Genomic DNA, 19,244 nt, shown 5'->3' on the forward strand with positions numbered 1-19,244 from the left:
CCGTGATCACGGTGAGTGATCACCCGTCGTCTCTCGGTCGGGGGACGCCCGGCTCGGGCGTGACCCGTCACCCGCACGCCTGCGGTCGTCGCGCCGACCTGCCTAGCGTCCGCTGCACGCCGTCCTGGGAGCCGCGCGCCGCCGGGGACGGCGTCGCGCTGCATGGGGCTGCGTCGCTCCGCGACGCAGCGCCAGGCGGACCAGCCGACGGGTCAGCACGACGAGCAGCAGGAGGAGGACGGACGTGGAAGCCACCGCGATCGTCGAGGACGAGGTCCGCGAGCTGGTGCGCCGCCGCGCCCTCGACCCCGCAGCTGACGCCGAGGTGGTGCGCCGCCTCGTCGAGGAGGTCGTCGCCGACTACGACGAGCGGTCCCTGCTGGGCGTCCTGCCCGGCCTCGTCGACCGCAGCGGCACCGTCCGCGCCGTCGTCGACGCCGTGGCCGGCCTCGGCCCGCTGCAGGTCCACCTCGACGACCCCGAGGTCGAGGAGATCTGGATCAACGAGCCCGGCAAGGTCTTCGTCGCCCGCGGCGGCCGCTCCGAGCTCACCACCACCATCCTCACCGAGGCCGCCGTCCACGACCTCGTCGAGCGGATGCTGCGCACCACCGGCCGCCGCCTCGACCTCAGCTCGCCGTTCGTCGACGCCGCCCTGCCGTCCGGCGCGCGCCTGCACGTGGCCATCCCCGACGTCACCCGCCGCCACTGGGCGGTGAACATCCGCAAGTTCGTGGTGAAGGCCTCCCGCACCGAGCACCTCGTGCAGCTGGGCACCCTGACGGCGAGCTGCGCGGCCTTCCTCGACGCCGCCGTCGCGTCGGGCCTCAACGTGCTGGTCGCCGGCGGCACGCAGGCCGGCAAGACGACGATGCTCAACTGCCTGTCGGGTGCCATCCCCTCCCGCGAGCGCGTCATCACGGTCGAGGAGGTCTTCGAGCTGGCCTTCCACGGCCGGGACGTGGTCGGCCTGCAGTGCCGCCAGCCCAGCCTGGAGGGCACCGGGGAGATCACGCTGCGCCGCCTGGTGAAGGAGGCGCTGCGGATGCGCCCGGACCGCCTGGTGGTGGGGGAGGTGCGCCAGGCGGAGAGCCTGGACCTGCTCATCGCGCTGAACAGCGGTCTTCCCGGCATGGCCACCGTGCACGCCAACAGCGCCCGCGAGGCCGTCACCAAGCTGTGCACGCTGCCCCTGCTGGCGGGCCCGAACGTCACGGCGGACTTCGTCGTCCCGACGGTGGCCTCCGCGGTGGACCTCGTGGTGCACGTGGCGCTGGAGGCCGACGGCCGCCGCCGCGTCCGCGAGGTGCTGGCGGTGCCCGGCCGCGTCGAGGGCGGTGTCATCGAGACGGGCACGGTCTTCGGCACCGTGCTCGACGGCGGCAGCCCGCGTCTGGTGCGGGGCACCGGGAGCGCACCGCACGAGGAGCGCTTCGCCCGCGCCGGCTTCGACCTGACCGCCCTGCTGCGCCCGGAGGCCTGAGTGGGCGCGCTGACCGGGCTCCTGCTGGGGGCTGGCCTCTTCTGCCTCTGGTGGGCCTGCTGGGTGGACGCCCAGGACGACGACGCGACCGGGGACCGTCCCGGGCTGCGCGACCGCGCCGAGGACCTCCTGGGCAGCGCCGGCCTGACGGGACTGCCGCCGGCGGCGCTGCCCACGGCCTGCGCCGCGACCGCGCTGGCCGTGGCGGTGGCGGCCCTGCTGGTGTCCGGCTCCGCGGTGCTGGCGCTGCTGCTCGGCGCCGGCGCCTCCTGGGGGCCGGTGGCCCTCCTGCGCGCCCGTGCGCGCAGCCGCGCCGCCGCCGTGCGGGAGCTGTGGCCCGACGCCGTCGACCACCTGGCCTCCGGCGTGCGCGCAGGGCTGTCCCTGCCCGAGGCCCTCGCCGCGCTCGCGGTGCACGGCCCGGAACCGCTGCGCCCCGCGTTCGCCGACTTCGCCGACGACCACCGCGCCACCGGCCGCTTCCTGCCCGCCCTGGACCGGCTCAAGGAGGCGCTGGCCGACCCGGTGGCCGACCGCGTGGTCGAGGCGCTGCGCCTGACCCGCGAGGTCGGCGGCAGCGACCTGGGCCGGGTGCTGCGCTCGCTGTCCGCGTTCCTGCGCGACGACGCCCGCACCCGCGGGGAGCTGCTGGCCCGGCAGAGCTGGACCGTGGCCACCGCGCGCCTCGCCGTCGCCGCACCGTGGGTGGTCCTGCTCCTGCTGTGCACCCGGCCCGGGACGGTGGACGCGTTCCGCGAGCCCGCGGGCGCGCTGGTCATCGGCGCGGGGGCGGCGTGCTGCGTCCTCGCCTACGTGGTCATGCGTCGCGTCGGGCGGCTGCCCGAGGACGAGCGGGTGCTCCGGTGAGCGCGGTGCTGGGTCCTCTGGTGGGTCCGCAGCTGAGCCCCCTGGGGGCCGGGCTGGGCCTGCTGGCGGGTGCGGGGCTGTGGCTGGTGCTGCTGGGCGTGCCGGCGTGGGCGCGGCCCTCCCTGGACGCCCGCCTGGCCCCGCACCTGGCGGACCGGCCGCGCGGGTCGCGGCTGCTCGCACCCGGCCGGGCGCCTGCAGGGGTGCTGGCGCGCCTGCTCGGCACCGCGCCCGGCGGTCTGCTCGCCCCGCTGGCCCGCGCGGCCGCGCGGCGCTCCCCGAGCACCGCCGCCGTCTCGCGGCGCCTGCTGCAGGCCGGCAGCGCCACCACGGTGGAGCACTACCGCGCCGAGCAGGTGGTGTGGGGAGCCCTGGGCGGCGCGGCGGGGCTGCTGCTCGCGCTCGGCGTGGTCGCCCGGGGCGGTCCGCTGCTCGCCGCGGTGCTCCTGGTGCCCACCGGTGTGCTCGGCGGGGTGCTGGGCCGGGACCAGGCGCTCGGACGCGCGGTGCGCCGCCGCGAGGAGCGCCTCCTGGCCGAGCTCCCCACCGTCGCGGAGCTGCTCGCGCTCGCCGTCGGCGCCGGTGAGGGCGCCGTCGGTGCGCTCCACAGGGTCGCTCGCACCTGCCGCGGGGAGCTGTCGGCGGAGCTGGGCGCCACCCTCGCCGACGCCCGCTCGGGCACCCCGCTGGTGGCGGCGCTGGCGCGGATGGGGGAGCGCACCTCCGCGGAGCCGCTCACCCGCTTCGTGGACGGCATCGCCGTGGCCGTGGAGCGCGGCTCGCCGCTGGCCGACGTCCTCGCCGCGCAGGCCCAGGACGTGCGCCAGCTCGCCCGTCGCCGGCTCGTGGAGGCCGGAGGCCGCAAGGAGCTGGCCATGATCGTCCCGGTGGTGTTCCTCGTGCTCCCGGTGACCGTCGTCTTCGCCGTCTACCCCGGTCTGGCCGTCCTGAGGATGTCGCCCTGACCCGGCCCTGACCTCGACCCGCCCCGCTCACCCCCTCGAGAACCCGCAGAGAACCACGGAGGACCCGATGTCCCGCCTCACCGCCCTGCTCCTGACCGCCCTCACCGCCGCCTCGGCCACCTCCGCGACCGCTCTGGCGCGGCCCGCCGACCGCGAGCGCGGTGACGTGCCCGGCTGGGTGCTCGTCACCGTCATGACGGCCGGCATCGTCGTCGGGCTCGCGGCGGTGGCCCAGCCGATGCTCGTCCAGATGTTCCAGAGCGCCATCTCCGCCGTGACGGTCAAGTGAGGCGGCCTCCGGCCGCCGGTCCTCCCCGCGCCCAGAACCCCTCCGGGAACTGCTCCGAGGCGCCTCGCGGCGACGCGGGCGCCGCCGTCGCCGAGTCCGTCATGGTGATGGCGCTCGTCTCGGTCCTCTTCGCCGGTCTGCTCCAGCTGGGTCTCGCGCTCCACCTGCGCGGGACGCTGGTCGACTGCGTCGGCGAGGGCGCCCGCTTCGGGGCCCTGGCCGACCGGACGCCCGCCGACGGCGCCGAGCGCGCCCGCGAGCTGGTCCGCGCCTCGCTGCCGGCGAGCTACGCCGACACCGTCACTGCTGCCGAGGTCCACCGCGGCGGCCTCGACGTGGTGGAGGTCACCGCCACCGTCCCGCTGCCGCTGGTCGGCTGGTTCGGCGGCGGCACCATGACGGTGCGCGGGCACGGGCTCGTGGAGGTGCTCCCGTGAGGCGGCTCCGGGCCGGCCTGCGCCGTGCTGCTCCGCGCTGTGCCCGCGGTGACGGCGGCAGCGCCTCGGTGGAGTTCATCGCGCTGGCGCTGCTCCTGCTCGTGCCCGTCGCCTACCTCGTCATGACCCTCGCCAGGGTGCAGGCCGGCGCGTACGCCGCCTCCGCGGGTGCCCGCTCCGCCGCTCGGGCCTACGTGACCGCGGCCCAGGCCGCCGAGGCGCCCGGGCGGGCGGAGGCCGCGCTGGCCCTGGCGCTCACCGACCAGGGCTTCACCCCCGCCGACGCCACCGCGGCCACCTCCTGCGAGGCCACCGGCTGCTTCGCGCCCGACGCCGCCGTCGTCGTGACGGTCCGGGTGGACGTCCCGCTGCCGTTCGTCCCGCCGCTCCTGCGCGCCGCCGTACCCGCTCGGGTGCCCGTGGAGGCCACCGGCACCGCGGTGGTCGACAGGTTCGCGGCCCTGCCCGCGACGAGGACGACGACGGGCGCGGGCCGGTGAGGCCGGTGCGGCGCGCCCGGCGGGCTGCCGCCGCGGTGGGGGACGACGGCTCGGTGACGCCGCTCGTCGTGGCCGACGCTCTCGTCGTCGTCGCCCTCGTGCTCGTCGGAGCCGCGGCCACCGAGCTGCACCTCGCCCGCACCCACCTGCTGTCCGTGGCCGACTCCGCCGCGCTCGACGCCGCGGACGCCCTCGACGAGGCCGCCTACTACCGCGACGGCGTGGTGCCCGGCCAGGGCGTGCCCCTCGACGACGCCGGCGTGCGGCGCAGCGCCGCGGACCTGCTGGCTCGCACGCCCCACCCGGCAGACCTCCTCGGACTGGCCGTGGTCGCCCCGACCGGCACCCCCGACGGCCTGACCGCCGAGGTGACCCTCGCCGCCAGCGTCAGGCCGGCGCTGCTGCCGGCGTGGGTCGGTGACGGAGTCACCGTGCCGCTGGAGGTGACCTCCCGCGCCCGCCAGGGCCTGGTCCTGCCCTGACCTGGCACGTCCCTGGGAAGCCCCCTGGGACGACGGAGCGCCCGCCCCCACGCGGGGAGCGGGCGCTGGCGCCGGTCGGCGAGCCGGCTGGTCAGCTGGCGGCGGACTGGTACTGCTCGAGCACCGTCTTGGGGATGCGACCGCGGGCCGGGACGGCCACGCCGTTGGCCGAGGCCCACGCGCGGACGGCCTTGGCGTCGTAGTCGGCGCCGCCGGAGGCGGAGGCGGAGCCGGAGCTGCGCGGGCTGCTGGCGCGGCGCGCGGTGCCGCCGCTCGCCTTGCGGGCCACCGAGAGGTAGGGCTCCAGCGCGGCCTCGAGCTTCTTCTGGTTGTCCTCGGAGAGGTCGATCTCGTAGGTGGCGCCCCACAGGCCGAACTTGACGGTCTCGGCGTCCGAGGAGCCGTCGAGGTCGTCGGTGATGTGGGTGATGGTCTTGGTGGCCATGCCGTCTCTCTCGCGAAGGGCTGGGAAGTGCAGCGTCCGCCGCGAGGAGGACGTGCGCAGCATTTATCGCACATCCGGTGATGAATTCGCAATGCGAGCGCGCCGTGTCACCGGATTGGCGGCGATTTCCCAGTGACGAGCGGCATCGCGGAGCTCCGGCACTCGCGAATCTCAGGAGACTTCCGAGTCCTCCAGGTCCTCCTCGGCGAACTCCGGCAGGAAGTCCGACAGCACCTGCACCGCCGGGACCACGCCGCCCAGCTGGCACATGACGCCGATCCCGCCGAACCACACCCGGTGGATGAGCACGTACTCCGGAGGCAGGTTGACCTTGAGGTTGATCGTCCACTCGGGGCGCTCGCGGTCGTTCACGTGCTTGAACAGCGACTGCAGCCACGCCCTGTCGAAGCGGAACTCCTCGTGGCGCAGCGGCTCCACGAAAGGGCTGAGGTAGTCGAGCAGCTGGTCGGGGTCCACCTGGATGCGCTCGCGGATGAAGCCCTCGTCGCGCAGCCCCTCGGCCACCGTCTCGGAATCGCCGTCGAGAGCGGCCCCCAGGAGCCGGCCGATGGCCGGTGGCATTCCGTGCGGAAGGCGGTTCACCGCGCCGAAGTCGAGGATTCCGAAACGACCGTCAGGGGTGAGGCGGAAGTTGCCCGGGTGCGGGTCGGCGTGCAGCAGCCCGGCCCGCGCCGGGCCCAGCAGGAGCACCTCCAGGTAGCGGCGCGCCGCCAGGTCGCGCTGCTCCTGCGTGCCGTCGGCGATGACCTTCGACAGCGGCACCCCGTCGAGCCACTCGCTGACCAGCACGCGGCCGGTGGCCATGACGACCGCCGGGACGACCACCTCGTCATCGTCGGCGAAGGCGTCCGCGAACGCCTGCTGCGACGCTCCCTCGGCGCGGTAGTCGAGCTCCTCGGCCACCCGCTCGCGCAGCTCGGCGATGATCGGGCCGACCTCCATGCCGGGGATCCACCCCGCCGCGACGCGGACGAGCCGTCCCACCTGGTCGAGGTCCCCCAGCAGCGCGTCCCCGGCGCCGGGGTACTGCACCTTGACCGCGACCTGCCGACCGTCCGACCACACCGCCCGGTGCACCTGCCCCACGGACGCGGCAGCGGCGGGCTTCTCCTCGAAGCTCGTGAACAGCGAGCGCCAGCCCGGTCCCAGCTCGGCGGCGAGCACGGCGCGGACCGTGGCGGCCGGCATGGGGGGAGCGGCGTCCTGCAGCTTGGTGAGCGCCGCGCGGTACGGGCCCGCCTGCTCCTCGGGCAGGGCCGCCTCGAGCACCGACAGCGCCTGCCCGACCTTCATGGCGCCGCCCTTGAGCTGACCGAGCACCTTGAAGACCTGCTCCGCGGTGGCCTGCTGCACCGAGGCCTGCACGTCGGCCTGCGAGCGGCCGCCCAGCCGGCGCCCCAGCCCCACCGCCTGGCGCCCTGCGAACGCGGCGGGCAGCTGGGCCAGCCGCAGGCCCCTGCTCAGGGAGCCACGAGGGATCGCGCCTCCCCGGCGGGCGCCGCGCTCGTCGTCGTCCTCCGCGGGGCCGTCCGGCTGGCGGTCCAGGGGGTCCTCGGCGGGTGCGTCCACCCCGCCATCCTGCGACGGCTCCCCGACTCTCGCAGCGGGGGACCGATCACGGCTGACCGGCCCCCTGCCACCCGCCCGCCCACCGAGCCGGCCGCCTCGCCGGTCAGAGGAGCGCTGGCGCCCCACCGGCCCAGCCGTCGCTCAGCCCCTCACCCAGGTCGTCGGCCCAGGTGCAGCCGCAGGCGGGGTGCGCCGACCAGGGCCGCACCCCCAGCGCACCGGTGAGGTCGAGCTCCACGGTCGCGTCGAGAGCGGCCGGGTCGTGCCCGAGCAGCTGTGCCACCGCCTGCTGCACCGCCACCGCGGCGGCCAGCGCCGCCAGGTGCGGGGGTTCCGGCCGGAGCGGCCCTCCCGGCGGCGCGGCCAGCTGGGGCAGCAGGCGCGGCCACTCCGGGTCGCGGTCGGTGCGGTGCAGGTCCAGGCAGCGCAGGCACGCCCCGGCACCGGGGCGCACGAGAGGTCCCACCACGGCGGAGGTGCCCAGCTGCAGCACTCCCAGGTGCGGCACGCCCTCGCGCACCAGCGGGTCGGCGCGCCGGGCGTCGTGGGCCCCGGAGGCCACGAGGACGACGACGTCGGGGCGCACCGGTCCGGTGTTCGGCGGCCGTGTGCGCACGGCCGGGTGGTGGTGCGCCAGGGCGCGAGCGGTGGCGGCCCCGCGGGACAGGTCGAGGTCGCCCGCGCAGAACGCGCCCGGCCCCACGTCGGCCCCCGTCACGGGGGCCTCGTCCTCGACGAGCACGGTGCCCGTCCCGGCGGCCGCCAGGCCGAGGGCCACGGCCCGCCCGGTGGGGGAGGCGCCCACGACGACGGCGCACGCCCGAGCGAGCCGACCCGACGAGGCCGCCGGCGCGCTGCGGCGGGCGTCGGCGGCGCGCGGGGCGGAGTCGTCCAGGGCGCCGGCGGAGGCGAGGGCGTCGACCAGGGCGCGCGTGCGCTGGGGCGTCCCCCCGCGCAGGGCGGCGAGGCGCTGGAGCGAGGTCGGGTCGGCGCCAGCGGTCAGCGCGTCGACCACCAGCTCGTCAGCGGCGGTGAGGCCCTCCAGCACGTGGGCGCCGGTGCCCACACCGAGCTGGAGCCGGCCGGGGGAGCGCCACGCGGTGAGGAGCCCGGGGCGCAGGCGCAGGGGAGTCGTGCCGGTCACGGTGCGAGCGTGGCACCGACGGGCCCTGCGCCGCTGGCGCCGTCCACAGGGGAGCGGCGCCAGCGGGGCGGTGCAGGAGGGCTCAGGCCTTGCCGAGGATGCGGTTGAGGTTGGTGCCGCAGACGGGGCACTTCGCCTTGGCCATGCGACGGCCGTTGGTCTCCACCACACCGCCCTCGGCGTCGCGCTTCTCCTTGCACTTCACGCAGTAGAACGAACCCGAGTAGGTCTCGGCCACGGGGGCCTCCTCGTGTCTGGGCCCGGGCGGGGCCCGGACCGGTGGTGCGGTCCGCGCCACCGTAGCGGCTGGTCCGGACACCACCGGCGGAACAGAAGAGTCCTCCGGCCGAGGAGCCGTGCCGCCTTCCCCTGCGGTGGGCTCCTCGACCGGAGGACTGGTGATGACGGTAGGGCCGCCAGCAGGCACCGTCAACGCGGAGACGCCCGTCTGGCCCTGTCCGCCCCGGACCGGCGGTCACGCTCCGTGGTGATCGGTGGCCCCTCGTGAGGTGCTCGCCCACCAGGCGCCCGTGCGCGGTCGCGGCCTCGCCGACCGGGGCCCCACGAGGGTGTCGTGGCCGGTGGAGAGCCCCTCGGGGCAGTAGCGTTGGTCCATGGCGGCGCAGGGGGCGCGAGTGGCCGGGGGTGACCCTGTGCCCGTCCCCGCGCGCTCGGAGGCCCCCGCCCTCCCTCCCGTGGAGGTGCGCCGCAGCGCCCGCCGCCGACGCACCGTGACCGCCTTCCGCGACGGCGGCACCGTGGTGGTCTGCATCCCGGCGGGGTTCACCCGTGCGCAGGAGCGCGTCTGGGTGGACCGGATGGTCACCAAGCTCGCCGCGCAGGACCAGCGCCGCCGCCCCAGCGACGACGCCCTCGCCCGGCGCGCCGCCGAGCTGAGCGCCCGCTACCTCGGGGGCCGCGCACGACCCTCCAGCGTCCGGTGGGTGGCCAACCAGACCACCCGCTGGGGCTCCACCACCACCGCTGACGGCACCATCCGCCTGTCCGACCGGCTGCAGGGCATGCCCTCCTGGGTGGTCGACTACGTGCTCGTCCACGAGCTGGCCCACCTGCTCGAGCACGGCCACGGCGACCGCTTCTGGGAGCTCGTGGAGGCCTACCCGCGCACCGAGCGGGCCCGCGGCTACCTGGAGGGGTTCGCCACCGCGCGCGACCTGCCCATCGCTGACGTCGACGACGGCGCAGACCCCGCCGCGCAGCTGCCCGGCTGACGGGTCCGGGGTCCGCCGGTCGGGCCCCGGTCCTCGGCCCGCCGCGGGTGACCGAGGTCAGGTCCGGGACTGACCGTGGTCAGGTGCGGTGGACTGGTCCTGGGCCGACGCCTCCGCACCTGACCGAGGTCACGTGCGGTGCGAGGCTGGTGCGGTGGTGACCACCGACGCAGCCCACCAGTCCGACCAGCTCGACGCCGAGCACGTGCGGACCGCCGCCGCGGCGGCCGCTGACTGGCTCGAGGCCCGGCGCGACCACCTGCGCGTGCCGGGCGTGCAGGCGGCGCTGTCGCTGCGCGGGGAGCTGCTGCTGAGCACCGCGTCGGGCGTGGCGGACGAGGGGACCGGCGAGCCGCTGCGCACCGACCACCTCTTCCGGGTGGCCTCCCACTCCAAGGCCTTCGCGGCCACCCTCGTGCTGCGGCTGGCGGACGCCGGGGCGCTGTCCCTCGAAGACCGGCTCGGCCGGTGGGTGCCCGAGCTCGCCGCCGCCGGGAGCCCCGCCGCGACCGTGCCGCTGCGGGCGCTGCTGGAGCACACGGCGGGCCTGGCGCGCGACAGCGTCGAGGGGGCCGGCCACGGCGACGCCGACCACTGGCAGGGCGAGCGCCCCTTCCCCGACCGCGCCGAGCTCGTGGCGGTGCTGTCCGCGCCCGGCGTCGCCGTCCTGGGGGTCTACGAGCGGTTCAAGTACTCCAACCTCGGCTACGCCGCGCTCGGACTCGTGCTCGAGGCGGTGACCGGGCGACCGTGGGCCGAGCTGGTGCGCACCGAGCTGCTGGAGCCGCTCGGCCTGCGCCGCACGGAGCCGACGTGGGTGCCCGAGCGCGCCGCCGAGCACGCCAGCGGTCACGCCCTGCTGGCCCTCGGCGGTGCGCGCCGGCCCGTGCGCTGGGAGTCCCTCACCGCCGACGCCCGCGCCATGGACGCCGCCACCGGCGTGTCCAGCACCGCCGAGGACCTCGTCCGGTGGGCCACCGCCCACTGCGACGCCCCGGCCACCGCCCGCCGGGTGCGCCAGGACCCCGACGACGAGCGCCCGGTCCTGCCGGCCCACCTGCGCCGCCTGGCGCGGCAGGGCGCCTGGGCCACCGACGACCCCAGCGGTGGCGGTCCCGCCGCCAGCGGTGACGAGTACGGCCTGGGCTGGCAGCGGCTGACCGCCGGCGGGCGCCGCACCGTCGGCCACGGCGGGGGCTTCTTCGGGCACGCGACCCGCACCGCCTTCGACCCGGTCACGGGCCTGGCGGTGGCCGTGTGCACCAACGCCGTCGACGGGCCGGCGCTGCCGCTGGCACGCGGCGTGCTGCGGCTCGTGGAGCTCGCCACCACCGGCACCCCCGACCCGGCCGCCGCGCGGCCCGGAGCGCTGGAGCGCTTCACCGGGCGCTTCGCGTCGCAGTGGGGCGTGCTCGACGTGGTCCGCCTCGGAGACCGGCTGGTGGCGCTCGACCCGGCAGCCGACCTCCCCGGTCCCAGCGCCGAGCTGCGGGTCGCCTCTGACGACGCGCTGCTCGTGACGGCCGCGCCGGGCTTCGCCGCCCCGGGGGAGCTGCTGCGGTACGCCTTCGACGTCGACGGCCGCGCCGCGGCCGTGCGCGGCGCCGGTGGCATCACGCACCGCCCCGTCTCCCGCCCCTGAGCCCCTCCGAACCGCAGCCGGGCGCGCGGCTGCGGTTAGGACCCCTCCGGGACCGCGCCCGGGCGCCCGGCTGCGGGGACGGGGGGACCGGAGGTCAGGCCCGCAGGAGCGCTGAGGCCAGCGCCAGCCGCGGGGGCAGGTCGGGCGCGGTGCCGTCGGGCAGGTCGTCCACGGCGAACCACGCCAGCCCCTCGCTCTCCTCGGAGACCACCAGCGGTGAGCCGTCGGGCACCACGAACACGTGCGCGACGTCGAGGTGCGCGGTGCACCGGCCGTACGAGGTGGCCAGCTCGTGGCGCTGCACGTCGAGGGGCATCCCTCCGAGCGCCAGCTCCAGCAGCCCGCCCAGGCCCGTCTCCTCCGCCGCCTCCCGACGCGCCGCCGCCGCGAACGAGGCGTCGCCGGGCTCGAGGTGGCCGCCGGGCTGCAGCCACATCCCCAGGCGGCGGTGGGCCACCAGGGCAGTCCGTCGACCTGACCGCTCGAAGACGAACGCCGTGGTGGTGAGGTGCTCGGACGTGCCGTCGCGGTCGAGCGCGCTGCCCGCGAAGGACCCTCCGGACCCGCTTCCGCCGTGCCCGGGGAAGCGGGCCAGGCGCTCGCGGAGCACCTCGCGCAGCGCCGCCTGGGCGGCGTCGCGCGGGTGCACCGCGGCGAGCTCGGCGTCGGCCTGCTCCGGAGTCATCGGTCGAGGGTCATCGAGACGTCACCGGGCCGGGCCGCCCGGCTCGTCGTCCCGGGTCTCCTCGGGGCGGGGGTCGTCGTCGCGGGCCTCCTCGCCGCGCAGCAGCGCCTCGAGCGCGGCGTCGACGTCGGCCGATGCGGCCTCGGCGTCGCTGCGCCGGGTGGCGAAGCCGTCGGGGTCGTCGAGGTCCGCGGCGGTGGGCAGCAGGTCGGGGTGGGCCCACACGGCGTCCCGCCCGTCCGAGCCGCGGGCGGCCTCCACCGCCTCCCACAGGCGCGAGGCCTCTCGCAGCCGGCGCGGGCGGAGCTCCAGGCCCACCAGGCCCGCCATGACGTGCTCGGCCGGCCCGCCGACGGCGCGGCGGCGGCGCACGGCCTCCCGCAGCGCCGCGCTGCTCGGCAGCGTGGACCTGGTGGCGAGGTCCACGACGTGGTCGACCCAGCCCTCCACGAGCGCCAGCGCCGTCTCCAGCCGCTCCAGCGCCGCCTGCTGCGCGGGGGTCTTCTCCGGCTCGAGCATCCCCGAGCCGAGAGCCTCCTGCAGGGCGGTCGGGTCGGAGGGGTCGATGCTGCGCACGGCCTCCTCGATCCGGCTGGTGTCCAGGGTGATGCCGCGGGCGTAGGCCTCCACCGTGCCGAGCAGGTGGCCGCGCAGCCACGGCACGCCGGCGAACAGGCGCGCGTGCGCGGCCTCGCGGGCCGCGAGGAAGAGGCGCACCTCGCCGGCGGGCACGCCCAGGCCGTCGGCGAACGCCGCGACGCCCGTCGGCAGGAGGGCGGTGGTGCTGCCGGCCACCAGCGGGATGCCGACGTCGGTGGCCGAGACGACCTCGCGGCTCAGCCCCCCGACCGCCTGGCCCAGCTGGGCGCCGAAGACGGTGCCGCCGATCGAGCGCATCACCGACGACGCGCCGGCGACCATGCCGCGGGCCTCCTCGGGCACCTGCTCGGACATGGCGGAGGCGACCGCGTCGGCGACGTGGGCGGCCACCGGCTCGGCCAGGCGCTTCCAGGTGGGCAGGGTGGCCTCCACCCACTCCGAGCGCGACCACGCACGACCGGCCGCGGCGGCGGAGGTGAGGTCGGTGACCGGGTCGAGCCACAGGTCGGCGAGGCGCAGCGCCTCGGAGACCTCCCGCTCCTCGGCGGAGCTGGGGGTCGGGTCACCGTCGGCCACCGCGGCCTGGCGAGCGACGTCGTGGGCCAGCTGCCAGTTCACGGGGCCGTCTCCGGCCGAGGCCATGAGCTGCTGGACGGCGGCCATCGCCTGGGCCATGGCCTGGGGGTCCTTCTGGAGCTGCTCGAAGAGCTGCGCCGGGTCGATGCCGCCGGCGCCGCCCGGGCCTCCCAGCCCCCCGGCCAGACCGCCCAGGCCACCGAGCCCGCCGGGGAGCCCTCCGGCGCCTCCGGGCAGGCCGCCGCCGAGGGCGGAGAACAGCTGGGACAGCGGGTCGGTCGGGCCGTCGGAGCCACCGGCGGGACCGCCACCGGGGCGCTCGCCCTTCGCGCCCTCCTCCGGGTCCTCGTCGGGACGAGGGGGCGGCGGGGTCTCGGGCACCGGGTCCTCCAACCGCGCGTGAGGGGGAGCCGAGGGCGGTGCGGCGGCCGCCGCCGGGGCGAGGCGGCAGGATGTGCCTGACGCCGTCTGCCCCCACGGTACCCAGGGGCGGCGGACGGCGACCGCCCCGGAGTGACGCTCGCAGCGAACGCACGGCGCACGCCCACCGGTCGTGCGGCGGACCCGCCGGGCGGGCGGCGGTGGGGGCTCGGTCGGAGCTCGCAGCAGCAGGGAACGGCGGAGGAGCGCGAGTGGCGGACCTGGTCGACGGCGGGGCAGCGGTCCCGCTGTCCCTGGACGGCCACGTGGTGGTCACGGGCGCGCAGACCCCCGCCGGGCGGGCGCTCGCCCGCAGGCTCGCGGCGGCGGGCGCCGTCGTCGTCGCGCTCGAGGACTCCCCGGGCGCCCCCGCGGCCCGGGTGGAGGACGACCACGAGAGCCCCGCCGACGACGACGGCGCCCACCGGCCGCTGCGCGTCGCCGTGGACCTCACCGCCCCCGACGTGCTCCCCGCCATGTCCGGGGGCCCTGCGGGTGCACCGGTGGTGACCGGTGCACCGGCCGCGGTGGTGCACGTGGCCCTCGACAGCGACCTGCGCGCCGCGCTGGCCGCACCCGCCGCCCGGCGGCGCGAGCGGGCGGAGGCGTCGGTGCGGGCCGTGGTCACGGCGGCAGCGGCGGCGGGGTCGGGTCGCCTGGTGCTCGTGAGCAGCGCGATGGTGCACGGGGCGCTCCCGGACGCGCCGGTGCCGCTGCCTGACGACGCCCCGCTGCTGGCGGCCCCCGACGACGGCCTCGTGGGGGACCTGCTGGCCGTGGAGGACGTGTGGGAGCGCGCCGCGCGGGCGCTCCCGGGCGTGCCGACGGCGGTGCTGAGGCCCGCGGCCGTGGTGGGGCCCGGCGTGGACACGGTGGTGACGCGCTCCTTCGAGGTGCCGCGGCTGCTGGCGCTGCGCGAGCGGGCCCCGGTGTGGCAGTTCTGCCACGTCGACGACCTCGCCGACGCCGTCGCCGTCGTGCTGGCCGAGGGGTTGAGCGGGGCGCTGGGCGCCGGCGCCGAGGGGGTGCTGCCGCACGAGGCGCTGGAGAGGTCCTCCGGGCTGCGCTCGGTGGAGCTGCCGGCGCGGCTGGCGCACGCGACGGCGGAGCGGCTGGCGCGGCTGGGCCTGCTGCCGACGCCCGCCGGTGACCTCGCGTACGTGGTGCACCCGTGGGCGGTGTCGTCGGAGCGGCTGCGCGCGGCGGGGTGGCGCCCGGCGCGCACCAACGAGGAGTGCCTGGCCGTGCTGCTGGAGGGCGTCGCCGAGCGCCGCTCGGGCCGCCGCAGCGCGGCGGGCGGTCCCCGGCTGCCGCGCGAGGCCGCCCTGGGCGCCGCCGGTGCCGCGGGAGCCGCCGTGGCGGTGGTCGCCACGGCCGCGGTGCTGCGCCAGGCGCGGTCGCGGCGGGGGCGGTGATCCGCCGGTGAGCGAGCCGCGTCCGGAGGAGCCGGTCGAGGAGCCGGCCGAGGAGCGCGGCGCCGAGCCGGACGACGCGGACGACCTGCCCCCGGCGACGCGGGCGCAGGTGCGCGCGTCGGCGCGTGCGGTCGCCGCGCTGGTCTGCGGCGCCGCGTCCGTCGCCCTGGTCTCGGTGGTCGCCCTGCTGCCGGTGCCGTTCGCCGTGGAGGGCCCCGGGCCCGTGCGCGACGTCCTGTCCGGCGAGGGCGACCAGCGCCTGATCACCATCACCGGCGCGCAGACCTACCCGACCACGGGCTCGCTCGACCTCACCACCGTCAGCGTCCGCGGCGGCCCGGGCCGCTCCCTCGACCTGGGCGGCCAGGTGGCCGCCTGGCTCGACGACGACAGCGCCGTGCTGCCGGAGGCCGCGCTGTTCCCGCCCGGGGCCACGGAGCAGCAGGTCGACGAGAGCAACGCCGCGGCGTTCACCGACTCCCAGCAGTCGGCGACCGTCGCGGCGCTCACCGAGCTCGGCTACGACGTGCCCGTGCAGGTGGTCGTCACCGACGTCGTCGACAGCTCCGGGGCGGCCGGGAAGCTGCGCGACGGCGACGTCGTCACCGCCGTCGACGGCGGCGCCGTCACCGACGCCGCGGTGCTGCGCGACGCCGTGAGGGCGGTGGGGGTCGGGAAGGACGCCGACGTGCGCGTGGAGCGCGACGGGAGGGCGGTGGACGTCGCGGTCCCGGTGGGGGCGGGGCAGGACGGCTCGCCCGTCCTGGGCGTGCTGGTGCGCGAGCGCGCCGAGCCGCCCGTGGACGTGAAGATCGCCGTCGACCAGATCGGCGGGCCCAGCGCCGGCATGGTGTTCGCCCTCGGCGTCGTGGACCTGCTGACCCCGGGAGACATGACCGGCGGGAAGCGGTTCGCGGGCACGGGCACCATCGACTCCGCCGGGACCGTCGGCGCCATCGGCGGGATCCGGCAGAAGCTGCTCGGGGCGCGCGCCGCCGGCGCGGAGGTCTTCCTCGCCCCGCAGGCGAACTGCGGCGAGGTGACCGGGCACGTCCCGGACGGGCTGCGGGTGGTGGCGGTGTCCACGCTCGCGGACGCTCGGCGTGCGGTGGAGGAGCTCGGGAAGGGGCAGGGCCAGGACCTGCCCGGCTGCTCCTGACTCCCCGGCGTCCGCAGCACCGAGCACCTCCCAGCGACCCCGAGAGCCGTTCTCAGCGAGCCGTGACCCTCCTGTGATGCGAGGACGGGCCTCTGCGGCGGAGGGGGCCAGGTGGCCGTGCGACGATCGGACCCCGCCCCGAGCCGCCCGTCGCAGGTCTGACGGGCTTGATGGAGGAAGAGCCCGGTGACGTCGCCACCGCCCCGCCCACCACGACCGGGCGCGCCCGGCACGCCTCGGGGGGGCCCGCAGCGGCGCCGCCCTCTCGTGCCCGTGCTCGTCGGCGTCGCCGTCCTGGTGCTGCTCGTCAGCCTGGTCGCGTCCGTGGCCACCGAGGTCCTCTGGTTCAACCAGCTCGGCTTCAGCAGGGTCTACCTGACCCAGCTGGCCCTGCGCGTGGGCCTGTTCGTCGTGGCCGGCGCGCTCATGGCCGCCGCCGTGGTGGTGAGCATGACGCTCGCCTACAAGCACCGGCCCGTCTACGCGCCCGTGCCCGGGCCCGCCGCAAGCCTCGACAGGTACCGCGAGGGCCTGGAGCCGCTGCGCCGCGTGCTCACCGTGGTGCTCCCGCTGCTGCTCGGCCTGTTCGCCGGGTCCGCCGCGTCCAGCCGGTGGGAGACCGTGCTGCTGTGGTGGAACCGCACCTCGTTCGGCCAGGTCGACCCCGTGTTCGGCCACGACATCGGCCTGTACGTCTTCACCATCCCGTTCGTGCGCTTCGCCGTCGGGCTGCTCACGGCGGTCGTGCTGCTGGCGGGCATCGCCGGCGCCATCACGCTGTACCTGTACGGCGCGCTGCGCCTGTCCGGCCCCGGTGCTCGCACCACGGTGGCCGCCCGCGTGCAACTGGCCTCCACCGCAGCGGTGCTCGTGGGCCTGCAGGCCGTCAGCTACTGGCTCGACAGGTACTCCACGCTCACCAACACCCACGTCCGCTTCGCGGGCGCCAGCTACACCGACGTGGCCGTGGTGGTGCCCGCTCGCGGCATCCTCGCGATCGCCGCGGTCATCTGCGCGGTCCTCTTCGTCGTCACCGCCGTGCGCGGCGGCTGGCGCTTCCCGGCTGCGGGCGTGGGCCTGCTCGTCGTCGTCGCCGTGGTGGCCGCGGGCATCGTGCCGGCGGTGGTCCAGCGCGTGCAGGTGGTGCCCAACGAGGCCCGCGTCGAGGCGCCGTACATCGAGGACAACATCCGGGCCACGCGGGCGGCGTTCGGCCTCGACGGCACCGACGTCACCCAGTACGACCCGGCGCAGACGGCGGCCCCCGGTGCGCTGTCCGCGGACGCCGGCACCACCGCGAGCATCCGCATCATGGACCCCGCCGTGGTGAGCCCCACCTTCGGCCAGAACCAGCAGGTCAGGAACTTCTACCAGTTCGCCAGCCCGCTGGACGTCGACCGGTACGCCATCGAGGGTCGCGACCAGGACGTCGTGGTGGCCCTGCGCGAGCTCAACCTCAACAACGTCGGCAACCAGTCGTGGGTCAACACCCGCACCCAGTACACGCACGGGTACGGCCTCGTGGCTGCAGCCGGCAACCAGCAGGGCACCAACGGCCTGCCCGACTACCTCGAGGGCGGCATCCCCAGCACCGGCTCGCTGCCGGAGTACGAGCCGCGCATCTACTTCGGGGAGTACAGCCCGGAGTACTCCATCGTCGGAGGCCCGGCGGCCGCGCCGGGCGACGGCAACGAGATCGACTACCCCACCGAGAGCGGCGAGGCCCGCTACACGTTCCAGGGGAGCGGCGGACCCGGCGTGGGCAACATCGTGGAGCGGGCGCTGTACGCGATCAAGTTCCGCGACGCCAACATCCTCCTGTCCAGCGCCATCAACCCCCAGAGCCAGATCCTCTACGACCGCAACCCCCGCGAGCGGGTGCAGAAGGTCGCGCCGTTCCTCACCCTCGACGGCGACCCGTACCCGACGATCGTCGGCGACCGGATCAAGTGGGTCGTCGACGGCTACACCACGTCGGAGGAGTACCCCTACTCCCAGCCGCAGGTGCTGCAGGACGCCACGCAGGACACGCTCACCACCCCCACCGGCACCATCGCCGCCCTGCCCCCCAACCAGGTCAACTACCTGCGCAACTCCGTCAAGGCGACGGTGGACGCCTACGACGGCAGCGTGGAGCTGTACGCGTGGGACGAGTCCGACCCGGTCCTGCGCGCCTGGCAGAAGGCCTTCCCCGACGCCGTGAAGCCGCTGCAGCAGATGTCGGGCGACCTCATGGCGCACGTGCGCTACCCCGAGGACCTCTTCAAGGTCCAGCGCACCGTGCTGTCCAGCTACCACGTGACCGACCCGGGCTCGTTCTTCTCCCAGCAGGACTTCTGGCGCGTCCCCGACGACCCGACGCGCCAGGGGACGGCCCCCGGCGGCGGCACGGAGGCCGCAGCGCAGCCGCCGTACTACCTGACGCTGCAGATGCCCGGCCAGGGCGAGGAGGCGTTCTCGCTGACCTCGACCTACATCCCCCGGAGCCAGCAGGGACAGGCGGGGCGCAACATCCTCACCGGCTTCCTCGCTGTGGACGCCGACGCCGGCTCCACGGACGGGCAGAAGAAGCCCGGTTACGGGCAGCTCCGCCTCCTGCAGATGCCGACCGACGGCACCGTGGAGGGTCCCGGCCAGGTGCAGGCGGACATCAACTCCAACACCGAGATCTCCCAGGAGCTGAACCTGCTGCGGCAGGGAGGCACCGAGGTCATCAACGGCAACCTGCTGACGCTGCCCGTCGGTGACGGCCTCCTCTACGTGCAGCCGGTCTACATCCGCTCCACCGGAGAGACGTCCTACCCGGTGCTGCGCCGGGTGATCACCTCCTTCGGAGACCAGATCGGCTTCGCCCCCACCCTCGACGAGGCGCTGGACGAGGTCTTCGGCGGCAACTCCGGGGTGACCGGTCCGGATGCCGGGCAGGGCTCGGGCGACCAGCCCGCGCCGGGTGCCTCGGGGTCGCCGGGAGCCTCGCCGAGCCAGGGCACCTCGCCCTCGCAGGCGCCGAGCAGCAGCGCCACCGGGGCACCAGTGCCCGAGAGCGTCCGCGCGGCGCTGCAGGAGGCCGTGGCCGCCGAGGGCGAGGCGCAGCGCGCCTTGCAGAACGGCGACTTCGCCGCGTACGGGCAGGCGCAGGCGAAGCTCAAGGCGGCGCTCGACAAGGCGGTGGCCGCTGAGGCGGCCGCCACCGCCTCGCCGTCGGCGACACCCGCCGGCTGAGCCGGTCGAGCACCTCCGCGTGCACCCGAACGGGCCCCCTCGGCAGCTGCCGAGGGGGCCCGTTTGGTTCTCCGCCAGGGGTCGGGTAATG

The 19,244-nt window shown here is 76.6% G+C and carries 18 protein-coding genes; 12 read left to right on the plus strand and 6 right to left on the minus strand.

The window, feature by feature from the left end:
• The first annotated feature begins 244 nt into the window (after positions 1-244).
• From FMM08_RS02590 to FMM08_RS02620, 7 genes are all read left to right on the plus strand, one after another.
• Entirely contained in the window at positions 245-1,483 is a 1,239-nt protein-coding gene (locus tag FMM08_RS02590; protein ID WP_147924715.1) for a TadA family conjugal transfer-associated ATPase, read from the plus strand.
• Positions 1,484-2,350, plus strand: a complete 867-nt coding sequence (locus tag FMM08_RS02595; protein WP_147924716.1) for a type II secretion system F family protein — start codon at positions 1,484-1,486, stop codon at positions 2,348-2,350.
• The gene (locus FMM08_RS02600) at positions 2,347-3,315 is read left to right on the plus strand and encodes a type II secretion system F family protein (protein ID WP_222710313.1); all 969 of its coding nucleotides are present in this window, start codon (positions 2,347-2,349) and stop codon (positions 3,313-3,315) included. Before FMM08_RS02595 ends, FMM08_RS02600 begins: the two co-directional genes overlap by 4 nt.
• 67 nt (positions 3,316-3,382) lie before the next feature.
• Positions 3,383-3,604 carry a hypothetical protein gene (locus FMM08_RS02605; RefSeq protein ID WP_222710357.1) on the plus strand — a complete coding sequence of 74 codons (222 nt, stop codon included), beginning with the start codon at positions 3,383-3,385 and terminating at the stop codon, positions 3,602-3,604.
• Positions 3,601-4,041, plus strand: coding sequence for a TadE/TadG family type IV pilus assembly protein (locus FMM08_RS02610; RefSeq protein WP_222710314.1), 441 nt, complete (start codon positions 3,601-3,603; stop codon positions 4,039-4,041). The genes FMM08_RS02605 and FMM08_RS02610 overlap by 4 nt, the downstream gene beginning before the upstream one ends.
• On the plus strand, positions 4,038-4,541 hold the full coding sequence (locus tag FMM08_RS02615) for a pilus assembly protein (RefSeq protein WP_147924717.1): 504 nt from the start codon (positions 4,038-4,040) through the stop codon (positions 4,539-4,541). The genes FMM08_RS02610 and FMM08_RS02615 overlap by 4 nt, the downstream gene beginning before the upstream one ends.
• A complete protein-coding gene (locus tag FMM08_RS02620) occupies positions 4,538-5,023 on the plus strand; it encodes a hypothetical protein (protein WP_147924718.1) in 486 nt (161 codons plus the stop codon). Before FMM08_RS02615 ends, FMM08_RS02620 begins: the two co-directional genes overlap by 4 nt.
• Positions 5,024-5,114: 91 nt before the next feature.
• Here FMM08_RS02620 and FMM08_RS02625 read toward each other — a convergent pair whose 3' ends face one another.
• The 4 genes from FMM08_RS02625 to FMM08_RS02640 form a co-directional block, all read right to left on the minus strand.
• Positions 5,115-5,468, minus strand: coding sequence for a histone-like nucleoid-structuring protein Lsr2 (locus FMM08_RS02625; RefSeq protein WP_147924719.1), 354 nt, complete (start codon positions 5,466-5,468; stop codon positions 5,115-5,117).
• Positions 5,469-5,639: 171 nt separating this feature from the next.
• Complete coding sequence (locus tag FMM08_RS02630; RefSeq protein WP_147924904.1) at positions 5,640-6,968, minus strand: ABC1 kinase family protein; 1,329 nt, start codon at positions 6,966-6,968, stop codon at positions 5,640-5,642.
• Between the two features lie 193 nt (positions 6,969-7,161).
• Positions 7,162-8,202 carry a TOMM precursor leader peptide-binding protein gene (locus FMM08_RS02635; RefSeq protein WP_147924720.1) on the minus strand — a complete coding sequence of 347 codons (1,041 nt, stop codon included), beginning with the start codon at positions 8,200-8,202 and terminating at the stop codon, positions 7,162-7,164.
• An 82-nt stretch (positions 8,203-8,284) separates the two neighbouring features.
• Positions 8,285-8,440 carry a DUF5679 domain-containing protein gene (locus FMM08_RS02640; protein ID WP_109773365.1) on the minus strand — a complete coding sequence of 52 codons (156 nt, stop codon included), beginning with the start codon at positions 8,438-8,440 and terminating at the stop codon, positions 8,285-8,287.
• A gap of 376 nt (positions 8,441-8,816) precedes the next feature.
• Between FMM08_RS02640 and FMM08_RS02645 the strand changes: the two genes are divergently transcribed.
• Positions 8,817-9,434 carry a M48 metallopeptidase family protein gene (locus FMM08_RS02645; RefSeq protein ID WP_187279488.1) on the plus strand — a complete coding sequence of 206 codons (618 nt, stop codon included), beginning with the start codon at positions 8,817-8,819 and terminating at the stop codon, positions 9,432-9,434.
• Between the two features lie 157 nt (positions 9,435-9,591).
• Positions 9,592-11,076, plus strand: coding sequence for a serine hydrolase domain-containing protein (locus FMM08_RS02650; protein ID WP_187279489.1), 1,485 nt, complete (start codon positions 9,592-9,594; stop codon positions 11,074-11,076).
• A 94-nt stretch (positions 11,077-11,170) separates the two neighbouring features.
• Here the strand turns inward: FMM08_RS02650 and FMM08_RS02655 are convergent, their stop codons facing one another.
• Complete coding sequence (locus FMM08_RS02655) at positions 11,171-11,761, minus strand: NUDIX domain-containing protein (RefSeq protein ID WP_147924722.1); 591 nt, start codon at positions 11,759-11,761, stop codon at positions 11,171-11,173.
• Positions 11,762-11,782: 21 nt separating this feature from the next.
• Positions 11,783-13,318: a zinc-dependent metalloprotease gene (locus tag FMM08_RS02660; RefSeq protein WP_255471962.1), complete on the minus strand. Its 1,536-nt coding sequence runs from the start codon at positions 13,316-13,318 to the stop codon at positions 11,783-11,785.
• Positions 13,319-13,569: 251 nt separating this feature from the next.
• On the opposite strand from FMM08_RS02660, the gene FMM08_RS02665 reads away from it, so the two are divergent.
• The 3 genes from FMM08_RS02665 to FMM08_RS02675 all read left to right on the plus strand — a co-directional run bounded on the left by FMM08_RS02665 (position 13,570) and on the right by FMM08_RS02675 (position 19,153).
• Positions 13,570-14,772, plus strand: coding sequence for an NAD-dependent epimerase/dehydratase family protein (locus tag FMM08_RS02665; RefSeq protein WP_187279490.1), 1,203 nt, complete (start codon positions 13,570-13,572; stop codon positions 14,770-14,772).
• 7 nt (positions 14,773-14,779) lie between these two features.
• Complete coding sequence (locus FMM08_RS02670; protein ID WP_187279491.1) at positions 14,780-15,931, plus strand: YlbL family protein; 1,152 nt, start codon at positions 14,780-14,782, stop codon at positions 15,929-15,931.
• Positions 15,932-16,198: 267 nt separating this feature from the next.
• Entirely contained in the window at positions 16,199-19,153 is a 2,955-nt protein-coding gene (locus FMM08_RS02675) for a UPF0182 family membrane protein (RefSeq protein WP_255471963.1), read from the plus strand.
• Positions 19,154-19,244 lie beyond the last annotated feature (91 nt).

It is taken from the genome of Quadrisphaera setariae, assembly GCF_008041935.1.
Lineage (GTDB): Bacteria > Actinomycetota > Actinomycetes > Actinomycetales > Quadrisphaeraceae > Quadrisphaera > Quadrisphaera setariae.